This window comes from Lentzea sp. NPDC054927 (genome assembly GCF_053610285.1).
This window is the reverse complement of record NZ_JBSGXZ010000001.1, coordinates 533,715-551,338: the sequence shown is the minus strand read 5'-3', so window position 1 is coordinate 551,338 and position 17,624 is coordinate 533,715. Positions and strand designations below refer to the sequence as shown.

Below are 17,624 nucleotides of genomic sequence, written 5' to 3'. Positions count from 1 at the left end.
GGTCAGTAACCGGACACGTCCGGCCAGCGGAGCTCGACCCCGTCGCGTTCCAGCCGATGCTGGAAGTCCGCGAGCAGGCCGGGGGTGTTGCGCACCGCGCGAGGGGTGACTCGGTGCGCCAGGCAGAAGTCCGCGAGCGCGCCCGCGACCTCTCCGACGTTCCACTCGACCGGGTGCAGCCGGTGGGAGCCGTTGGTGATGTGGGTGGTGCCGATGTTCTTGCCCGCGGGCAGGAGGTTCTCCACCCGCTGGGGGATGAGCGCGCCGAGCGGGATCTCGAACGGGCAGCTCGCGACGTCGAGGTAGTTGTCGCCGCCGGTCGAGGGGTGCAGGTCGATGCGGTACATACCGACACCGACGGCGTCGGCGTGCTGCACGGCGCCCTTGTCCCCGCGCACGGCGAGCGAGAGATCCTGTTCGACGATCGTGTACTCGGCCCGGATCCGCCGCGACTCGCGGATGTAGGGCGCCTGGGCCAACCCGTCAGTGCTGCCGGTGACGTCACCGCGCAGCCGCAGGCCGGGGAAGCCCGTGCCGCCGTCCTGGCGCGGTGCCTCGGTCTGCAACCAGTAGAGCACCGACCGGGAGAGCTCTCGTGCCGCGACGATGTGCTTCTCCGCGTCCGGCACGTCGATCACCGGCGACTCGAAGTAGTCGATCATCGGCCAGTTGACCAGGCAGATGTCGCTGTCGTAGGCGCCGTCGACGAAGTTGCGCCGCGCGGCGATCCGCCGGAACGTCCACAGGTTGCTGTCGCCCGCGCTGAGCCGCTGGTCGGACAGGACGGACAGCGGATCGTCGTCCGGGTTCGGGGTGAACGTGCGCTCGGCGGTGGTCAGCGTGCGCGGGTCGGGGGAGCGGAACGACAGCATCCGGTCGCCCCAGTACTCCGGCTGGTAGTTCCGCCAGAAGTCGTACCGCGCCGGCTTGTCGATCGTGTGGTCGCCGTCGACGTGGTCGATCGCGAAGCACACCGACATGGCCTGCATGTTCGCCGGCTGGGCGGTTTCGGGGGCGCTGGGCTCGCCGGTGTCCAGAGTGGACTCGAAGCCGGTCACGTACTCGGTGCCGGACAACGGGAGCAGCTCGCCGGTCTCCGTCGCGTCCAGGACGTAGGGCGCCGAAAGCTCGATCTCGGAGCCGTTGTGCTCGACGGTGACCGAGACGATCCGGTCGCCGTCGGTGCGTGCGGAGATCGGCCTGGCGGGCTGCAGGACGGTGAGCTTCCCGCTGCCGCGGAACGGCGCGAGCATCTCGTCGATCACCGCCACGGCGACGCGCGGCTCGTGGCAGAGCCTGCTCACGTTGCCGGCGCCGGGATTCAGCTCACGCCACGCCCGCGCCTGCGGGGTCAGCGGGTAGTGGCGGCGGTAGTAGTCGCGGATCCCGTCGCGCAACGCCCGGTAGCTCGCGGTGACGCCGAAGCGTTCGACCCAGCTGTGCTCGTCGGGCGGCACGGCCTGGCTGGTGAGCTGACCGCCGAGCCACTCGAACTCCTCGGTCAGCACGACCCGGCGACCGGCGCGCAGCAGCGCCAGCGCGGCGGCGACTCCACCGAGCCCGCCGCCCACGACGACGACGTCCGTGTTCCTGTCGAACAACGTTCCTCCTGATCAGCGGCCTGAGCCTGGTCAGACCGCGCCCAGCGTCGAGCCCTCGACGAACTCGCAGGGGAGCAGTTCCTGTGGGGTGGTGGCGTTCTCGAGCACCTCGGTCAGCGCCTGCACCGCCCGGCGGCCCATCTCGCGCCGCGGGATGGTGAACCCGGTCAGGCCGATCTCCTCGGGAGCGGGCCGGGTGGCCGCGCCGAGCGTGAGCACGGAGAGGTCACCGGGAACCGACAGGCCGCGCCCGCGGGCGGCGAGGACGAGCGCGGCACCGTCGGAGACCTCCTCGGTGAGCACGGCGGTGATGCCCGCGTCGCGCACCTGGTCGAGTCCGGCGAACGGTACGTGCGTGCCGTCGACACCATGTGCGGCAACGGCTTCGCGGAATCCGCCCAACCGGTCCGCGGACGACTCCGCACCCTTGCCCGCGCCGATGTAGGCGAACTTGCGGTGGCCCAGAGCAACCGCGCGGTCCACCAGGTTCCGCACCGCCGCGCGGTAGTCGGCGCCGACGTGCGGCACGGGACCGCCCGCGTCGTCACGACGTCCGATCGACACGAACGGGATGCCCTCGGTCAGCAGCTGCGCGAGGTCGTCGCGGTCGACCGTGCGACCGAGCAGCACGCATCCGTCGGCGAGCCGGATCCTGCTGTCGTCGCTGAAGATCCGCCGCTTGCCGACGGGTGCCTTCGCGCTGGTGAACAGCAGCAGGTCGCAGCCGACCTCCTCGGCCTGTTCCTCGATGCCCTCGAGGAACGGCTGGTAGAAGTCCGCGCGGGTGCTCGGGAAGACCGCCTCGTAGGTGAACACGCCGAGGATGCGGTTGCGGTGGTCGTGCAGCCGGCGCGCGATGGGGTTCGCGACGTAGCCGGTCCTGCGGATCACCTCCAGCACCCGTGACCGCGTCTCCGGCGCGATGCGGACACCGGCGTCCTGCCGGTTGTTGAGCACCAGCGACACCGTGGCCTGGCTGACGCCTGCCATCCGCGCGATGTCCTGCTGGGTGAGCCTCTTGGCCATGACCACCTGCCAATTCGAATTGGCAGGGAGTCTGCGTCAGCCACCCGACTGCCGTCAAGCCTGTAATAATTCGAATTAGCATCTTGACGGGCGGAGACCGGCCGGGCGAGGGTGCTTGGCCAAGGAGGTAGGCCCGTGAACGCATTCAGTCGTCGCAGCCTGATCGCCGGTGCCACCGCGATCGGACTGCTCGCCACCCTGCCGGCGTCGGCGCACGCCTTGCCCGCGCCGCCGCCCGTCATCCCGAACCGGCGCTCGTTCGCGCCGGACGAACAGAGATTCGCGCAGTACCTGATGGCGGTCTCGCCGATGGTCGCCGACATGAACTCCAGCGGGTTCTTCGGCGGTGGCTGGTGGCGCAGTCCCAACGCCTCGTACAACGCCCGCGTCCAGGAACACGTCTACACACTGGCGTGGTTCGCCACCCAGTCCCGCTCGTGGAACCCGTACCGCGGCAACGCGCAGGTGCTGGCCGCGCTGGACGCCGGCCTCGGTCACTACCTCGGGCTCCAGCACGCCGACGGGTCGTGGCCCGAGTACTCCCGGGACCAGCACTCGCTGGCGGCCACCGGGTTCGCCATGGGCTACCTCAGCAAGACCAACGCCCTGCTCGGCCGGGCCGGCGTGTTGCCGCAGCGGCAGGCCCAGATCGCGGCGTCGCTGCGCCGCGCCATGACGTGGTTCCTGGACGGATCGAACAGCGTGGTCTGGCAGCGGCCGCTCACCTGGGCCAACCAGACCACCGCCGGTCTCGCCGGGTCCGCGCTCGCGTTGAAGCAGAACCCGGACGCGGGGCTGCGGCAACGGCTGACCGAGGCGTTCGCCCGGCTCGCCGCGACCGGGCAGAGTCCCGCCGGGTTCTTCTACGAGGAGTCCGGTGCGGACACCAACTACAACTTCGAGGTCATGCTGCCGGAGCTGGCCGACGCGTGGCGTCAGTCCGAGGACCCCAACCTCGTTGCCATGACCCGGAAATACACGGACTGGCTCGGCTACAACCTGCTGCGCGAACCGGACGGGTCCGGGTGGTTCGCCAACATCGCGCCGAACTCGCGCACGTCCTCGAAGTTCTACGCCGACGTCCGGCCAGATCCCGAACGGACTGCGCTGAACAACCAGTTCGTGCCGGTGGTGCCGGATCTCGCGGCGTTCCTGTCCAGCCGTGAGGATCTGGCCGCGGCACGGGCGGCGTGGGCGGCGGACCCGGCGCCGGTGCCGGCGTTGGTCAAGCCGGACACCTCGCCGCGCATCCTCGCGCACGCGATCTACGGCGAGCGGTACCCGAGCCGTTCCGAACGGACGGCCGCGATCGCACGCCTGCCCTACCACCGCGCGCACTTCACCGAGCGGCGCAGCGATCAGGGTCAGGACTTCCTGTTCGTGCGGCGGCCGCGGTTCTACCTCGGTGGCTACTTCGGAGCCCGGCGGGCGACCTCGCTGGCGCGCACCGGGTTGACGTTCCTGTGGCACCCGGTCGCGGGCACACTCGTGCAGTCGGTGAACAACAACAACCACGCGTGCTGGGCGACCGTGTTTCCGGGCCAGGTACCGGATTCCGACGGGGCGCAGCAGGCCGAGTTCCTGGGTGGCGAGCCGTACCGGTTCCGCTACCGGACGCCGTCGGGGTCGGTCGTGACCGAGGTGACGGTGGGGGATCGGATCACCCGGTCGGTGCGGGCGACATCGGCCGCGACCGAGCAGATTCCGTTGGTGGTAAGGGATTCGGACACCGTGGCGCTCGACTCGCGCGGGCTCACGCTGACCCGTGGCGCGACGGTGATCCGGTTCGACTGGGCCCAGTCGCTCGATCCCGCGCTGCGGACGGCGTCGACGATCACCTATCCCGGGCGGCGCATGCAGATCCTCACCGTGCCGCACAACGGGACCTTCACCCTGACGATTTCCGTGCGTTAGTCCACTTTGGACTGTCAGTTCACTCTTATGTCGCAACGGCGGGAGGCATGTTCGCGCTGTTCACGGGGTATTCGGTGATCCCAAACCCCAGGTCCCCCGTCCGGGTGGATGTCCGGACGCGTGCGGCCCCGTCGGTCGTGAGGAGTGGTTGTGATGGCACACCTGCGTCGCGTCGTCGACGTTCGCACCGGTGACGAGTTCGATCAGCCTGTTCCCTTCGGCCTGGTGTACCCGGTGTGCACCGCGGACGGATCCCCGCCGCCCAGCCAGCGCGGCCGGACCTGGGAGCACCTCGTGGCGAGCGACCGCGAACTGCGGCAGGTGTCCTGATCGGTGTGAGCGCGTCCCGCACCGGGTACTGCCTGGTGCGGGACGCCCGCGTCGGGCTCCCACGTGAAGGGAGTTCGGCATGGACTTCGAACAAGGGCTGACCGACGCGTGGCGTGCGGTCGCGACATTCGTGCCCAAGCTGGCGGCCTTCCTGCTGATCCTGCTGATCGGCTGGTTCGTCGCCAAGGCAGTGGCCAAACTCGTCGACAAGGTGCTGGAGAAGGTCGGCTTCGACCGGCTCGTGGAGCGCGGCGGCATCCACCGGATGCTCGCGAACAGCAGGTACGACGCTTCTGACCTGCTCGCGAAGCTGGTCTACTACGCGCTGCTGCTGATCACCTTGCAGATCGCGTTCGGCGTGTGGGGCCCGAACCCCGTCTCCGAGCTGCTGACCGGCATCGTGTCGTGGCTGCCGAAGGCCGCGGTCGCGATCATCATCGTCGTGGTGGCCGGTGCGGTCGCCAACGCCGTGAAGGACTTCATCGGTGGCGCGCTCGGCGGGCTCTCCTACGGCCGGGTGCTGGCCAACATCGCGTCGATCTTCATCTGGGCGCTGGGCATCATCGCGGCGCTGAACCAGATCGGTGTCGCCACCACGGTGACCACGCCGGTGCTGATCGCGGTGCTCGCGACGGTCGGCGGCATCCTGGTCGTCGGCGTGGGCGGTGGCCTGGTGCGGCCGATGCAGCAGCGGTGGGAAGGCTGGCTCGGGCGCGCGGAGCAGGAACTGCCGCAGGCCCAGGCTCAGGCGCAGGCCTACCAGCGCGGCCGTGAGGACGCGGTCCGCACGCAATCGGAGACCACTCCCGTCGCGCCGGATCCCGTGACCGAGCCGGTGCCCGTGAGCGAGCGGTCGGTGCCGGCACAGGACCCGGTGCTCGGCTCGCGGAGGCCCGAGGACGTCTGATCGATCGTGCTACGACGAGGCGCATCCGTTGGGGTGCGCCTCGTTTTCATGTGACGTTCGGAAGCGCGCACGTGTCGTCGGTCAGCGGCTTCACGTCGTGCACCTGAGCGAGCTGACAGATCGCCATCAGCCGGACGCCGAGCCACGACGCAGGTGTCCACTCGAGATCGGCCGCGTTGTCGAGCAGCCCCCGCCCGTACGCGGCGAGCAGCACGACCGCGCCCACCGCGCCGGCACCCTCGACGCCGAACAGCAGGATGTCGCGCACCGCGGCGCCGTGCTGGTCGACCTCGGCCGCGAGCGCGGGTGTGACGGCGAGCGCCGCCCATCCGGCCATGCCGATCCGGTCGGACAGCTCGGAGATCCACTGCCGAGCGTTCTTCTCACGCCAGGTAGCACGCATGCCGACACGGTAGCGGCGCCGGGTGAAGCCCTGGTTTGAGGGCGCTTGAACGGGGGTATCTCGCGCGCGAGGCGTCAAGCAGTCGGCGCTGAAACACCCGACTGTGGAGGCGTGTGATGACCCTTGACGAGATGTCGTTGCAGCAGGTGCGCGTGACCGCGTTGGAGACGCTGGACAACGCCGTGTGCACCGCGCTGGCCAACGTCGAAGCGGAGGAGTCCCGCACCGGCCTGAGTGAGGCGATCGCGAACTGCGCGGCCGTTGACGCAGCTGTGCCGCAACAGATCCTGGCCTCCGTCGAAGCCGCTGACGAGCACCTCGGCTATGGCGAGCGACTCGAAGCGCGGACGTTGCTGACGGTCGCGCACCGCATGCTGGCCCGCGTGAGACGGCCTGTCGCGTTGCGTGGTTGATCCGCTGCCGCCCTGGGTATCTCGAACCGGTGTTCGAGTGAAAGGGGACGACAGTGAACCGCACGCCGGAGAAGGACCCGGAGGACTGGACGACCGGTGACGAGCCGATGACCGGTCCGCAGGAGTCCTACCTGCACACACTCGCCCAGGAAGCCGGCGAGGAGGTGCCGGGCGAGCTCACGAAGGTGGAGGCGTCGCAGCTGATCGACCGCCTGCAGGAGAAGACGGGACGGGGCAGTTGATCGTGTCAGGAACGCTGTTCGCGGGTAGTTGTTAGACGTGGACATCGAACAGAACGTGACCGAGTCGAGCCTGCTGGCGAGCTACCCCGACTACAGCGACGCGCAACGGCTCGTCGACCGGATGTCGGACGACGGCTTCCCGGTCGAGAGCGTGCGCATCGTCGGTGAGGGTGTGAGGACTGTCGAACAGGTCACCGGGCGGATGACCCGCGGCAGGGCGGCGGTGGCCGGTGCGGTGAGCGGCGCGTGGTTCGGTGTGTTGATCGGACTGCTGTTCGGGCTGTTCACCGACGGCGCCGGGTGGGTGTGGCTGCTGCTGATCAGTCTCGCGATCGGTGCGTTCTGGGGTGCTGTCTTCGGGTTCGTGGCGCACTGGAGCACGCGAGGACGGCGGGACTTCTCCAGCGTCATGACGTTGCAGGCGCAGCGGTACGAGGTCCACGTCGACAAGGCGCAGGCCGCCAGAGCAGCGCGCTACGTCCTCTGAGGCCATGCAGACGTTCCTGCCGTACCCGGACTTCGCCGAAACGGCCCGCGTCCTGGACAGACGCAGGCTCGGCAAACAGCGGGTCGAGACGTTGCAGGTGCAGCGGGCGTTGGTGGTGCCGGGCCACGGCTGGCGCCACCACCCCGCTGTGCGGATGTGGTCCGGTCACGAGGAGGCGCTCGTGCGGTACGGCCTGGAGGTCTGCGCGGTGTGGCGGGCCGCGGGGTTCCTCGACACGTGCGAGGCGACCATGCGATCGGATCTGGCGCGGGCCAAGGGGACCACGGTCGTGCGTGCGCAGCAGGAACTGGCGGCCGCGGGGGAGCTGCCCGGCTGGCTGGGGGACGAGGCACTGCACCTCAGCCACCAGTCCGCGTTGGTGCGCAAGGACCCGGAGCACTACCGGCGGTTCTTCCCGGACGTGCCGGACGACCTGCCGTACGTGTGGCCGGCCTCCGCGGTGGCGTGACCAGCGGCCTGACCAGCGGCCTGACCAGCGGCCTGACTAGTGGCCGCCGCCGACGCTCACCCGGACGGTGAACCCGTCCTCGTCGCGCCCCATCGACACGTAGTCGCAGGTGCGGTGCAGGATCCACAGCCCCAGCCCTGCCGACCGGGTCGCCGCCGTCGGCATCAGCCCGGCCAGTGGGTCCGCCGGGCCGTAACCCTGATCGGTCACCGTCACGACCACGCGTGAGTCGTCCGCCCACAGCCGGAACCGCACCGGCGCGACGCCGTGGCTCAGTCCGTTCGTGACGATCTCGCTCGCCGCGTACACGACGTCGTGCGCGTTGTCCTCGCTGAGCCGGGTGCCCGTGATCGCCGCGCCGACCGCCTCACGCACGGCCGCGGCCGTCGGATTGATCAGCGAGACCCGCGGGACGGCCTGTTCCAGCACGTCCGGGACGGGTGTGCTGAGCGATCTGCCGTTGCCGAAGTCGGGGTTGGGCAGGTGTTCACCCGCGGCGGTGGCGATGTACTCGTGGGTGCGCGCGACGTCGGCGAGCACCTCGGGCGAGGTGATCCTGGTGTCGTACGGGCACAGTCCCCACAGCGGGAACTCCGCGAAGGTCTGGTTGACGGCGTTCTCGTAGCGGCCCCACCAGTCCCACGGCACACCGAAGCCGGGGTGCGGCACGTCGCCGATCGTGCGGATCTGGCTGGCGCCGGCCTTGGCGTAGCCGCCGAAGATGTCGCGGTAGCTGGCGATCGCGTCGGCCGGCCGGGCGTACTGGTCGGCGCCGGGCAGGTAGGTGACGGCGCTGTCGTGGCCCAGCGCCTCACGCAGCAAGGTGGTGTTCCTCGCCGCGCACGCGATCAGGGTCGGCTGGCCCGCGCGCAGACCACCCTCGACGAACGGCACGGCGATCGTCAGGAAGTCGTCGTCGGACCCGTAGAACGCGGTCTCGTGGAAGAAGCCCGTCATCCGGGGCGCTCCACGTCGTGCATTGCGCCGCCGGCGGGTGCCGTGTTGTCCAGTGCCAGCTCCTGAAGTCCTCGGCTCACGGAGTCGCAAGCGAAACGGCGCGCACTGTGAGTTGTCGACCGGGTGCAGGGAGTTGAGCCGCGCGAACGTCGCCGCGGGTAGCTCCGATCGATGGTAACCCGGTGAACGGACCAGTGTGGTGGCCTCGGATCCCGCGGTGACCACCGGGTGCTCCGTCCGAGGGAACCTCTCGCCCCGGTCGGCCCCGTACGGACGGCTGAACCGCGATCATCGCCGGACTGCGCTACGGTCGATCCGGGTTGAGCAGCCAGCCCGTGGCGGTCGTGCACCCCAGCGAGAGGTTGCGTATGCGCACCGACGACCAGGTCCCCTTCCGCACCAGGAGCGAAAGCGTGGGCGCCGCTGTCGTCGTACGCGTTGCCGGTGAGCTGGACTGCTCCACGGCCGATGCACTGTCCACGCTGCTCGACGGCGCCGTTCACGCGGTCGCCCCGCCCGCACCCGTCGTGGTCGACCTGACGGACCTGCACTTCCTGGGCGCCCAGGGCATCGGACTGCTGCTCGACCACCAGGACATGTGCCTGAGACGTGGCAGCGCCCTGGTGGTCGTCGCGAACACCGCCGCGGTGTTGCGGCCGTTGCAGGTGCTGGAACTGACGGACGTGCTGGGCGTGCGCTCGCACGTGCCTGAGTTCGCGGCACCGGAGAGTGCGCGTCAGAGCATCGGCGGCATCAGCCGGTAGCTTTCGCTGTAGTAGTCGTCAGTGCGCTTGCGGTAGTCCTCGTGGTTGTCCGGGTCGTACTCGGGAGCGTTCTTGATCTGCTCCTTCGTGCGGTCGACGAAGACCTTCTCCTGCTGGTGATCCACGCGCTGCACGGTGCCCACCGGCAGCACGACCTTGCGCCCGAAGATCCACGGTCCGGTGTCGACCATCAGGCAGTCGTGCGGCACCTTGGCGTTGTCCTCGTCGATCTTGCCGATGCTTCCGTCGGTCGCCTCGACCTCGTAGCCGATCAGGCTGGTGTCGGGGCGCTGGGCGAGCATCTCCTCGTCGTGTTCCGGCTGGTCGGCCCAGGACGGGTCACGCCACGTCCACGGGACGAACGGGATTGGCTGCATGTCGGCCTCCTTCGTGGCTGCCCACCGGATACCCCGTCAGACCCTGTCGAGGAACTTCTTCATCATGGCGATCTGCGCGGTGCGGGACTTCTCGATCCGGCCCGCGAGCTCCTTCACCTCCTGGTGCGCGCCACTGCCCGCTTCCCAGCGGGCCATCTGCACGGCGTCGTCCTGGTGGGCGATCATGACGTTGAGCAGCCGCTGGTCGAACTCCGCGCCGCGCAACGCGGTGAGCCTGGCGACCTCCTCCGGGTCGGACCGGCGCATGCCGCCATGGCCGGCGTGCGAGTCCGGTGGCGCGGTCAGCGGTTCACCCCACGAGGTCAGCCAGCCCTTCATCGTGTCGGCCTCCGTCGCCTGGGTCGACGCGATGGCCGCGGCCAGAATCTTCAGGTCGTCGTCCTGCGCGCGGTCCTGGGCCAGGGCGACCATCGCGACGCCCTGCTCGTGATGCGGAAGCATCATCTGCAGGAACATCACGTCCAGCGGATCGCCGCGCAGCACGGTGTCCGGCTGCGCCGGGGGAGCAGCGCAACCGGACAACGCGAGGACGAGCAGGAGTGCGGCGAACCGCATCAGAGACGACGCCACAGTGCGGGCGTGTTCGGCGGCTCCCACCCGGCGAGGGCGGTGTGCGCCTGCTGGCACTCGTAGTTCACGCCGTTGTAGGTGACCCGGTTGCCGATCTGGTAGGCCGTGCCGGCCGCCCAGGTACCGCTCGACGGCGGGGGAGTCGTCGTGGTGGTGGTCGGCGGAGGCGTGGTGGTCGTGGTCGTCGGCGGCGGGTTGCCGCCGCCGCCGAAGTCGACGTCCGAGCACGTGTAGAACGCTTCCGCGCTGCCGACGACGCGTTGCCAGATCGAGTAGATGATGTGGCGGCCGGAGCGTTGCGGGATGTTGAGCGTCCAGTTCGTGAACGTCGTCGGGTTCTGGTTGTTGAACGTCTGCAGGTGCACGAGGTCCGACCACCGCAACGGCTGCGTCGGGCTCCAGCCCTCACGGGTGATGTAGAACTCGAAGTTGCTGTTCGAGTGCGGTGCGGACGCGTGGTAGGTGACTGTCAGCGACCCGGCCGAGATGCGCTTGGCCGGCCAGTCGGCGCGTTGCAGGTCGAGTCCGCGGTACTTGTCGCGGCCCGCGCTGCACAGCTTGCCGTCCGGGATGATCTGGCGGTGGCGCCCGCCCGCGTCGAGCAGCGACACCTCGTTCCAGTCGTAGTACGCCTGCGTGCCACCGGCGGCCACGGCCGCCTTGCACGCGTCGGACTTCGGGTTCTCCGGGCCTTCGTTCTTGCACGTGTAGACCCGGCTGGCGGGGTCGGACATCGTGCCGTGGGCGCTGGCGACCGTGGTGGGGACGAGGAACGCGACGGCCAGAGCGGCGGATGCGGTGAGACTCGCGAGGGCGAGCCGATTCCGTGCCTTCAAAGCTCCTCCTGGCAGGGGGAGGCGGCGGGCACTCCTTGCGGACGTGCTCGCGTGGCGGGTTCGGCGGCCCGTTCACGAGTGTAAACAATTGGTCGGACCACTTCGAGAGCCAACCGGGTCCGATCGCGACACCTGGGACCGTCGCGATCATTAGGCTTCAGCCATGTCCCGCCCGAGACCCGACGACGTGCAGACGCTCGACGAGCTCATCGCCGCGTTGCGCGCTCTGAAGGTGTGGGCGGGCAATCCGTCGTTGCGGCAGATGGAGAAGCTGTCCGGGCTCGCCCGCAGCACCCTGGCCGACGCGCTCAGTCCGCGGAGGAAGACCGCGCCCGCGCTGGAGGTGTTCCAGGGGCTGCTGAAGGCGTTCCGGACGACCGAAGCAGAGCCCTGGCTCGCCGCGTGGCGCCGGGCGCAGTCCGAACCGGCCCGCAGCACCGTGGTCTCGGCCGTCGTGCCACGGCAACTGCCCGCGGTCGTGCCGGGTTTCAGCGGTCGCGCCAAGGCGTTCAAGGAGCTGACCGCGCTGCTGGAAGGTGGCAGCAGGCTCGCGGTGGTGTGCGGGATTCCCGGTGTGGGCAAGACGGCGCTGGCCGTGCAGTGGGCGCATCAGGTGGCGAACCGGTTCCCGGACGGTCAGGTGTACCTGGACCTGCGCGGGTACTCGTCCGGCCCGGCGGTCACCCCGGACCAGGCGCTGGCGCTGGCGATCCGCGCGTTCGGCGTGCCCGGTGAGGACATCCCGCTGCAGCAGGACGCGATGGTCGGCATGTACCGCTCGATCACCTCCGACAAGCGTGTGCTGGTCATGGTGGACAACGCGCCGAGCGCCGCACACGTCCGTCCACTCGTGCCGGGCGGGCCGGGCTGCATGACGGTCGTGACGAGCCGGGATCGCCTGGCAGGGCTCGTCGCGCGCGACGGCGCGCACCGGCTGGAACTCGGCGTGCTCACCCCGGAGGAGGGCCCGGCCGTGGTGATCAGCGTGCTGGGCCCGGAACGGGTGCTGCGCGAGGAGGCCGCGGTCGAGGAGCTCGTCCGGTTGTGCGGCTATCTCCCGCTCGCCCTGCGGATCACCGCGGCGAACCTCGCTGATCGTCCACATCAGACGATCGCGGAGCTGATGGCCGAGCTGACCGCGGGGGACCGCCTCACCGCGCTGGAGGTGGAGGGCGACGAGGACGCCGCGGTGCGCACGACGTTCGGCCACTCCTACGCGGCGCTCGATCCGCTGGCTCAGACGTTGTTCCGGCGCATGGGGGTCGCGCCCGGACCGGAGCTGCCCACACGTGCTGCCGCCGCGTTGCTCGACGTTCCCGGTGCCGAGGCCGCCTTGCGCACGCTGGTCGCCGCGCACCTGGTCGAGGTCAGGGCAGCGGGCCGTTATGGACTGCACGACCTGCTCCGCCTCTACGCCCGTGAGCGGTACACGGCTGAGGACAGCGCGTCCGACGGTGCGCTGGCGAGGCTTTACGAGCAGTATCTCGACATGGCTGTGGCAGCCGCACGCGCGGTGCGACCGGATTTCTCGGTGCTCGCGACGGTCACCCCTCAGCACACCTTTGCTGGTGCCACCGAGGCGTTGCAGTGGTTCGACACCGAGCGCGCGACATTGGTGTCGTTGATCGAACAGACGGGCGCGCCGATGGCGTGGCTGCTGACCGATGCTTTGCGCGGCTGCTACTGGTTGCGGCGTCACACCGCGGAGTGGCTGGCCGTGGCTCGGGTGGGTTTGGCCGCCGCTGCGGAACAAGGGGACGCGGGCGCGTCCGCGGCGATGCACCTGTCACTGGGCACCGCGCACTGGGGCACGGGCGACTACCGGGCCGCGGCCGAGCACTTCGAGCACGCGGTCGAGTTCAGCCGGGAGGCGGGGGACCGGTTCCGCGAGTTCAGCACGCTCGGCAACCTGGGCGGCGTCTACGCGGAACTGGGTTCGCTGGACGACGCGGTGCGGTGTTTTCGCGAGGAGCTCGCCTTCTACGCCGAAATCGGGGACACGGCGAGGCGCGCGCGTGCGCTCGGGAACCTCGGGCAGACCGAGATGCGACTCGGACGGCTCGTAGAGGCCGCCGCCGACCTGCAGGCCGCGGTGGAGCTGCGGGAGGAGATCGGCGAGCTGCGTTCGGCCGCGAACTCGTTGGGAGCGCTCGGTGTCGTGCACCGCTACCTGGGTGATCTCGACCAGGCCGCGCACTTCCTGGAACGCGCCCGGCAGCTCAACCACGACCACGAGGACCGGGTGAGCGAGGCGGCCGCGCTCGACGACCTCGCCCGCGTGCACCGCGACGCCGGACGCCGGGACGAGGCGCTGCGGTGCGCGGAACAGGCGTTGTCGCTCGCGAAGGGCTCCGGCCGGGTGGAGATCGACGCGTTGATCACCGCCGCCTCGGTCCGCGGCCGCCGGGACGACCTGCGCCGGGCGTGGCGGATGGCGGTGGCGATCGGGTACGGGCACGGCGTGGCGGACGCGTTGGTCGAGCTGGCGTGGCTGGATCTGGCCGCCGGCGACGTCGACGCGGCGCTGCGGGACGCGTCCGAGGCGGGAGATCGGGCTCGGGAGACCGGTCAGAACGTCATGGCCGGGCTTGCTCTGGTTGCGCTGACCAGGGCATATGAGGCGCAGGGTGACTCGGCGGCCGCCGCGGAGACCCATCGGCGGGCGAGCGAGGTGCTGGCGGACGCGGGGTATCGGGGTGTCCGGGATCGTCCGAACAGCTTGTGAGCCGGTGTCGCGCTTGGTAGATCCGTGAGCACAAGGGGGGCTCATGAGAAAACTGACTGTGTCGATGGCTGCTGCGCTGGCTCTGGGGGCGCTCGCGGCGCCGGCCGCGCACGCCACATGTGATCCGGTGTACGACCCCGGATCGGGGTGTCCGGGGAAGTTCGTGCTGAACCTTGACTCGCCGGCCGGCAGCGAGGGACACGCGGAGGGCCAGTTCGCCGCGGAACTCACGGTGGTGCTGCGCAATCCGACGTTCGTCAAGGACACCGCCGACGACGGCTTGGACGCCTACCTGTGGGTGCTCTACGGGCCGTGGAACGGGACGAAGCACAAGGAACCGATCGCGGTCGCCTCGGGACCGGGCGCGCGGACCGACGTCGAGTGGACCTCGCCGGCCGGGCAGTTCGTGACGATGTTCCAGGCGCGGGTGTGTCTCGGTCCTGGTGAAGCCAACTGTTCGCGATGGGTGGGCTGATCATGAAGAAGCTTTCTGTCTGCGTCTCTCTCGCGTTGGCTGTCGGGCTGTGCGTCGCGCCTGCCGCGCACGCTGGGAGCAAATGCGGCGGCGACCCCGTGTACGACCCTGGTGCCGACGACCAGTGCCACTTCGTGATCGCCGTGTCCATGCCCGGTGCCGATGCGACCGTGTACGGCAGGTTCTACGACCGCGCGCCTCTGGTGCTCGAGCCTTCGTACCTCAAGGACACCGCGGACGACGGTCTGGACGCGTACCTGTGGGTGCGGGCCGACTCGCACGGGGAGACGCGGGAGAAGCAGATCGCCGTGGCTTCCGGACCCGGCGCGACGGTGGACGCGCGGGCCATCATCGGCGACGCCGACGCGCTCTACGCGAGGGTGTGCGTCGGGGCGGGCACGGCGAACTGCTCGCCGTGGAGGCTCTGACCGGCTGACCGGATGTGTCCGGGGTCGTCCGAACGTCTTTCCTGGTCAGGGCGCCGGGAGACACGCTCGGACGGTGATGGACACGCTGAACCCGAAGATGCGCTGCCGGCCCGGCCTGGGGGTCTGGACCGGCAGTGTCGTTGTCCCGTCGATCGTGAACCTGCCTCGAAGCAGCTGACACCGATGAGTTCTGTCCGCGCGTCCGGTCCACCCTCTCGACCAGTACTGGGAGGGTGGATCGCGTGGACCTGCACAGCGTGATGTGTGTGAGCGACCTGGCCAGGTCGAGGGAGTGGTACGGGGTGTTCTTCGGCCGCGAGGCGGACGAGGTCATCGGCGAGGAGTACCTCTGGCAGGTCGGGCAGAACGCCTACCTCGTGCTCGACTCTCGTGAGGTGCGGTCGTCGCGGGTGGGCGGCTCGATGATCACGTTCGGGGTGTCCGGGACCGAGTTCGAGGAGACCCTGGCCCGGTTGGAGCAGCGCGGCGTGACCCACGAGCCGGTCGAGACGTACTCCAACGGCGTCCGGCACGTCGAGGTGCTGGATCCGGACGGCAACAGCCTGTCGCTGGCAGCGCTGCCGTAGTTCGTTGTTGCCGTAGTTCATCTCGACGTAGGTGCGTGTTCACCCCGTGCGGCAACTCCGACGTTCATGGAGGTCCTAGTTGTCGTCGTCGTGGTGACCGCGTTGGTGTTCGACTTCACCAACGGCTTCCACGACACCGCGAACGCCATGGCCACCTCGATCGCGACCGGCGCGTTGCCGCCACGGGTCGCGGTCGCGGTGTCCGCCGTGCTGAACCTGGTGGGCGCGTTCCTGTCCATCGAGGTCGCGCAGACCATCTCTAGCGGGCTCGTCGACGAGACGCGGATCGGGCCGGCCGTGGTGTTCGGCGGCCTGGTCGGAGCGGTGGTGTGGAACCTCGCGACGTGGCTGCTCGGGCTGCCGTCCAGCTCGTCGCACGCCCTGTTCGGCGGTCTGATCGGCGCGACCTGGGTGGCGGCAGGTTCGGACGCGGTCCGGTTCACCGCCGTGGTCGAGAAGGTGCTCGTGCCCGCCGTTGCCTCGCCGTTGATCGCGGGGCTGGTGGCGGCCATCGGCACGTTCATCGCCTACCGCCTGACGCGCCGTGCGTCCACCGCGACCCGTGGGTTCCGGTACGGGCAGATCGCGTCGGCGTCGTTGGTGTCGTTGGCACACGGCACGAACGACGCGCAGAAGACGATGGGTGTCATCACGTTGACCCTGATCACCGCCGGGACGCTGCCGGCCGGTGCCGAACCGCCGCTGTGGGTGATCGTGTCCGCGGGCGTGGCGATCGCCCTGGGCACGTGGCTGGGTGGGTGGCGGATCATCCAGACCATGGGCCGGCGCATCACCGACGTCGAACCCACGCAGGGTTTCGCGGCCGAGACCAGCGCGGCCGCGGTGATCCTCACGTCCTCGCAGCTGGGCTTCGCGCTGTCCACCACGCACGTGTGCGCGGGTGGCGTGGTCGGGTCCGGCGTCGGCAAGCGGCTGGCGGACGTGCGGTGGACCGTCGCCGGGCGCATGGCCGCCGCCTGGGTGCTCACCCTGCCCGCGGCCGCCGTCGTCGGTGCCCTGGCGGGGGAGACCGCCGCGCAGGGGACCGCCGGTGTGCTCGTGGTGGCGGTGATCGGCGCGATGGTCGGCGCCGGGGCCTGGATCCTGTCCCGCCGCAATCCCGTCGGCGCGCACAACGTCTGAGGAGCGCTTTCATGAACATCGACTGGACCGGGTTGGGCGAGGTCTTGGCCGTGTCGCTGGTACTCGGCGTGGGCGTGGTGACGTTGTTCTCGGCGGGGTTGGCCGTCGCGGACCGAGGTCATCGCGTTGTGCCTGCGCTGTCTTTCCTGGCGTGTGCCGCCCTCGTCGCGTACGGCATTTATCTGGTCGCCGTGCATTGAGTGGCCCCTGCGACCGCCCGGAGTGAGCGGTATACAGGCACTCATGACCAGCGATCCGACCGTGGACGCGTTCATCGCCGCGGTGAACGCGGGCGACAGGACGGCGTTCTTCGACCTGCTCACGCCGGACGTGTCCATGTCCGACGACGGCACCGACCGCGACGTGCGCGCGTGGACCGCCAAGGAGATCTTCGACGACAACGGCCACATGGAGGTCGAATCGTCCTCCGCGGACGGAAAGTCCCTGATCATCCGGTACCGCAACGACACGTGGGGCGAGATGCGCACGTACTGGCGTTTCGACGTAGAGTCCGAGCGAGTGAAGCGCTTCGAGACGGGACAGGCGTAGATGACCGACGAATCCGTGCTGGGCCGCATCAACGAGCTGGTCGCCGAGGAGCACGCGCTCCGCGAACGCGTGGTGGCCGGCGAGATCTCCTCCGCAGAGGAGAAGGACCGCCTGCGCGCCCTGGAAGAGGCTCTCGACCAGTGCTGGGACCTGCTGCGCCGGCGCCGTGCGGCCCGTTCGCAGGGCGAGAACGCGGACGACGTGCCTGCTCGTTCCGTCGGTGAGGTCGAGGGCTACCTGCAGTAGCCGTTTTCCAGATTTTCACAAGCGCCACTGGGATATTTCCCGGTGGCGCTTTTTGTTCGCGCTCGGCCTGTGCGAACGCCGATCGGCGTGGTGAGGCCGAGTGAGCTGGATCCCGCCGGCCTAGGGGTCGCTTAGGGGGATCGGCGGCCGGGTT

General features: G+C 69.7%; 23 protein-coding genes. 16 read left to right on the top strand and 7 right to left on the bottom strand.

The window, feature by feature from the left end; translation table 11 throughout:
- Positions 1 to 2 precede the first annotated feature (2 nt).
- Both ACWGE0_RS02615 and ACWGE0_RS02610 read right to left on the bottom strand, forming a co-directional pair.
- The gene (locus ACWGE0_RS02615; protein WP_452259125.1) at positions 3 to 1,601 is read right to left on the bottom strand and encodes an FAD-dependent oxidoreductase; all 1,599 of its coding nucleotides are present in this window, start codon (positions 1,599 to 1,601) and stop codon (positions 3 to 5) included.
- A gap of 30 nt (positions 1,602 to 1,631) precedes the next feature.
- Complete coding sequence (locus ACWGE0_RS02610; protein WP_452259124.1) at positions 1,632 to 2,627, bottom strand: LacI family DNA-binding transcriptional regulator; 996 nt, start codon at positions 2,625 to 2,627, stop codon at positions 1,632 to 1,634.
- Between the two features lie 135 nt (positions 2,628 to 2,762).
- Between ACWGE0_RS02610 and ACWGE0_RS02605 the strand changes: the two genes are divergently transcribed.
- From ACWGE0_RS02605 to ACWGE0_RS02595, 3 genes are all read left to right on the top strand, one after another.
- Positions 2,763 to 4,541, top strand: coding sequence for a hypothetical protein (locus ACWGE0_RS02605; RefSeq protein WP_452259123.1), 1,779 nt, complete (start codon positions 2,763 to 2,765; stop codon positions 4,539 to 4,541).
- Positions 4,542 to 4,694: 153 nt separating this feature from the next.
- Positions 4,695 to 4,871 (top strand): hypothetical protein, encoded by a 177-nt coding sequence (locus ACWGE0_RS02600; protein WP_452259122.1) that lies wholly within the window; start codon positions 4,695 to 4,697, stop codon positions 4,869 to 4,871.
- 79 nt (positions 4,872 to 4,950) lie between these two features.
- Positions 4,951 to 5,778: a membrane protein gene (locus ACWGE0_RS02595; protein WP_452259121.1), complete on the top strand. Its 828-nt coding sequence runs from the start codon at positions 4,951 to 4,953 to the stop codon at positions 5,776 to 5,778.
- A 46-nt stretch (positions 5,779 to 5,824) separates the two neighbouring features.
- Here ACWGE0_RS02595 and ACWGE0_RS02590 read toward each other — a convergent pair whose 3' ends face one another.
- Complete coding sequence (locus ACWGE0_RS02590) at positions 5,825 to 6,181, bottom strand: DUF6401 family natural product biosynthesis protein (protein ID WP_452259120.1); 357 nt, start codon at positions 6,179 to 6,181, stop codon at positions 5,825 to 5,827.
- Between the two features lie 116 nt (positions 6,182 to 6,297).
- Between ACWGE0_RS02590 and ACWGE0_RS02585 the strand changes: the two genes are divergently transcribed.
- The 4 genes from ACWGE0_RS02585 (at position 6,298) to ACWGE0_RS02570 (ending at position 7,792) form a co-directional block, all read left to right on the top strand.
- A complete protein-coding gene (locus ACWGE0_RS02585; RefSeq protein ID WP_452259119.1) occupies positions 6,298 to 6,594 on the top strand; it encodes a hypothetical protein in 297 nt (98 codons plus the stop codon).
- A gap of 107 nt (positions 6,595 to 6,701) precedes the next feature.
- Positions 6,702 to 6,836 (top strand): DUF3072 domain-containing protein, encoded by a 135-nt coding sequence (locus ACWGE0_RS02580; RefSeq protein ID WP_082373616.1) that lies wholly within the window; start codon positions 6,702 to 6,704, stop codon positions 6,834 to 6,836.
- A gap of 37 nt (positions 6,837 to 6,873) precedes the next feature.
- Complete coding sequence (locus ACWGE0_RS02575; protein WP_452259118.1) at positions 6,874 to 7,323, top strand: general stress protein; 450 nt, start codon at positions 6,874 to 6,876, stop codon at positions 7,321 to 7,323.
- 4 nt (positions 7,324 to 7,327) lie between these two features.
- Entirely contained in the window at positions 7,328 to 7,792 is a 465-nt protein-coding gene (locus tag ACWGE0_RS02570) for an MSMEG_6728 family protein (protein ID WP_452259117.1), read from the top strand.
- Between the two features lie 36 nt (positions 7,793 to 7,828).
- Here ACWGE0_RS02570 and ACWGE0_RS02565 read toward each other — a convergent pair whose 3' ends face one another.
- Entirely contained in the window at positions 7,829 to 8,749 is a 921-nt protein-coding gene (locus ACWGE0_RS02565) for an anti-sigma factor RsbA family regulatory protein (protein WP_452259116.1), read from the bottom strand.
- Positions 8,750 to 9,117: 368 nt separating this feature from the next.
- On the opposite strand from ACWGE0_RS02565, the gene ACWGE0_RS02560 reads away from it, so the two are divergent.
- Entirely contained in the window at positions 9,118 to 9,513 is a 396-nt protein-coding gene (locus tag ACWGE0_RS02560) for an anti-sigma factor antagonist (RefSeq protein WP_452259115.1), read from the top strand.
- On the opposite strand, the gene ACWGE0_RS02555 is transcribed toward ACWGE0_RS02560, so the two are convergent.
- From ACWGE0_RS02555 to ACWGE0_RS02545, 3 genes are read right to left on the bottom strand one after another with little or no spacing between them, the layout of a single operon-like run.
- Positions 9,486 to 9,890: a PRC-barrel domain containing protein gene (locus ACWGE0_RS02555; protein ID WP_452259114.1), complete on the bottom strand. Its 405-nt coding sequence runs from the start codon at positions 9,888 to 9,890 to the stop codon at positions 9,486 to 9,488. The two genes, ACWGE0_RS02560 and ACWGE0_RS02555, sit on opposite strands and share 28 nt — an antisense overlap.
- A gap of 36 nt (positions 9,891 to 9,926) precedes the next feature.
- Positions 9,927 to 10,481: a DUF305 domain-containing protein gene (locus tag ACWGE0_RS02550; RefSeq protein ID WP_452259113.1), complete on the bottom strand. Its 555-nt coding sequence runs from the start codon at positions 10,479 to 10,481 to the stop codon at positions 9,927 to 9,929.
- Positions 10,466 to 11,317, bottom strand: coding sequence for a lytic polysaccharide monooxygenase auxiliary activity family 9 protein (locus ACWGE0_RS02545; RefSeq protein ID WP_452259112.1), 852 nt, complete (start codon positions 11,315 to 11,317; stop codon positions 10,466 to 10,468). Before ACWGE0_RS02545 ends, ACWGE0_RS02550 begins: the two co-directional genes overlap by 16 nt.
- Positions 11,318 to 11,480: 163 nt before the next feature.
- Here ACWGE0_RS02545 and ACWGE0_RS02540 point away from each other — a divergent pair, with 163 nt between their 5' ends.
- The 8 genes from ACWGE0_RS02540 (at position 11,481) to ACWGE0_RS02505 (ending at position 17,470) form a co-directional block, all read left to right on the top strand.
- Positions 11,481 to 14,042 carry an ATP-binding protein gene (locus ACWGE0_RS02540; RefSeq protein WP_452259111.1) on the top strand — a complete coding sequence of 854 codons (2,562 nt, stop codon included), beginning with the start codon at positions 11,481 to 11,483 and terminating at the stop codon, positions 14,040 to 14,042.
- 43 nt (positions 14,043 to 14,085) lie between these two features.
- A complete protein-coding gene (locus tag ACWGE0_RS02535; protein ID WP_452259110.1) occupies positions 14,086 to 14,517 on the top strand; it encodes a hypothetical protein in 432 nt (143 codons plus the stop codon).
- Positions 14,518 to 14,519: 2 nt separating this feature from the next.
- Positions 14,520 to 14,945, top strand: coding sequence for a hypothetical protein (locus ACWGE0_RS02530; protein WP_452259109.1), 426 nt, complete (start codon positions 14,520 to 14,522; stop codon positions 14,943 to 14,945).
- Between the two features lie 242 nt (positions 14,946 to 15,187).
- Positions 15,188 to 15,532, top strand: a complete 345-nt coding sequence (locus tag ACWGE0_RS02525; RefSeq protein WP_452259108.1) for a VOC family protein — start codon at positions 15,188 to 15,190, stop codon at positions 15,530 to 15,532.
- Between the two features lie 66 nt (positions 15,533 to 15,598).
- Positions 15,599 to 16,675 carry an anion permease gene (locus tag ACWGE0_RS02520; protein ID WP_452259107.1) on the top strand — a complete coding sequence of 359 codons (1,077 nt, stop codon included), beginning with the start codon at positions 15,599 to 15,601 and terminating at the stop codon, positions 16,673 to 16,675.
- A gap of 11 nt (positions 16,676 to 16,686) precedes the next feature.
- Positions 16,687 to 16,875 carry a hypothetical protein gene (locus ACWGE0_RS02515; protein ID WP_452259106.1) on the top strand — a complete coding sequence of 63 codons (189 nt, stop codon included), beginning with the start codon at positions 16,687 to 16,689 and terminating at the stop codon, positions 16,873 to 16,875.
- A 43-nt stretch (positions 16,876 to 16,918) separates the two neighbouring features.
- The gene (locus ACWGE0_RS02510) at positions 16,919 to 17,224 is read left to right on the top strand and encodes a nuclear transport factor 2 family protein (RefSeq protein WP_452259105.1); all 306 of its coding nucleotides are present in this window, start codon (positions 16,919 to 16,921) and stop codon (positions 17,222 to 17,224) included.
- The gene (locus tag ACWGE0_RS02505) at positions 17,225 to 17,470 is read left to right on the top strand and encodes a DUF2630 family protein (RefSeq protein ID WP_452259104.1); all 246 of its coding nucleotides are present in this window, start codon (positions 17,225 to 17,227) and stop codon (positions 17,468 to 17,470) included.
- Positions 17,471 to 17,624: the final 154 nt, after the last annotated feature.

Coding starts and splice junctions, on each gene's coding strand:
- ACWGE0_RS02610 (WP_452259124.1), bottom strand. CDS start 2,627: ATGGCCAAGAGGCTCACCCAGCAGGACATCGCGCGGATGGCAGGCGTC.
- ACWGE0_RS02600 (WP_452259122.1), top strand. CDS start 4,695: ATGGCACACCTGCGTCGCGTCGTCGACGTTCGCACCGGTGACGAGTTC.
- ACWGE0_RS02595 (WP_452259121.1), top strand. CDS start 4,951: ATGGACTTCGAACAAGGGCTGACCGACGCGTGGCGTGCGGTCGCGACA.
- ACWGE0_RS02590 (WP_452259120.1), bottom strand. CDS start 6,181: ATGCGTGCTACCTGGCGTGAGAAGAACGCTCGGCAGTGGATCTCCGAG.
- ACWGE0_RS02585 (WP_452259119.1), top strand. CDS start 6,298: ATGACCCTTGACGAGATGTCGTTGCAGCAGGTGCGCGTGACCGCGTTG.
- ACWGE0_RS02580 (WP_082373616.1), top strand. CDS start 6,702: ATGACCGGTCCGCAGGAGTCCTACCTGCACACACTCGCCCAGGAAGCC.
- ACWGE0_RS02570 (WP_452259117.1), top strand. CDS start 7,328: ATGCAGACGTTCCTGCCGTACCCGGACTTCGCCGAAACGGCCCGCGTC.
- ACWGE0_RS02565 (WP_452259116.1), bottom strand. CDS start 8,749: ATGACGGGCTTCTTCCACGAGACCGCGTTCTACGGGTCCGACGACGAC.
- ACWGE0_RS02560 (WP_452259115.1), top strand. CDS start 9,118: ATGCGCACCGACGACCAGGTCCCCTTCCGCACCAGGAGCGAAAGCGTG.
- ACWGE0_RS02555 (WP_452259114.1), bottom strand. CDS start 9,890: ATGCAGCCAATCCCGTTCGTCCCGTGGACGTGGCGTGACCCGTCCTGG.
- ACWGE0_RS02540 (WP_452259111.1), top strand. CDS start 11,481: ATGTCCCGCCCGAGACCCGACGACGTGCAGACGCTCGACGAGCTCATC.
- ACWGE0_RS02535 (WP_452259110.1), top strand. CDS start 14,086: ATGAGAAAACTGACTGTGTCGATGGCTGCTGCGCTGGCTCTGGGGGCG.
- ACWGE0_RS02530 (WP_452259109.1), top strand. CDS start 14,520: ATGAAGAAGCTTTCTGTCTGCGTCTCTCTCGCGTTGGCTGTCGGGCTG.
- ACWGE0_RS02520 (WP_452259107.1), top strand. CDS start 15,599: ATGGAGGTCCTAGTTGTCGTCGTCGTGGTGACCGCGTTGGTGTTCGAC.
- ACWGE0_RS02515 (WP_452259106.1), top strand. CDS start 16,687: ATGAACATCGACTGGACCGGGTTGGGCGAGGTCTTGGCCGTGTCGCTG.
- ACWGE0_RS02510 (WP_452259105.1), top strand. CDS start 16,919: ATGACCAGCGATCCGACCGTGGACGCGTTCATCGCCGCGGTGAACGCG.
- ACWGE0_RS02505 (WP_452259104.1), top strand. CDS start 17,225: ATGACCGACGAATCCGTGCTGGGCCGCATCAACGAGCTGGTCGCCGAG.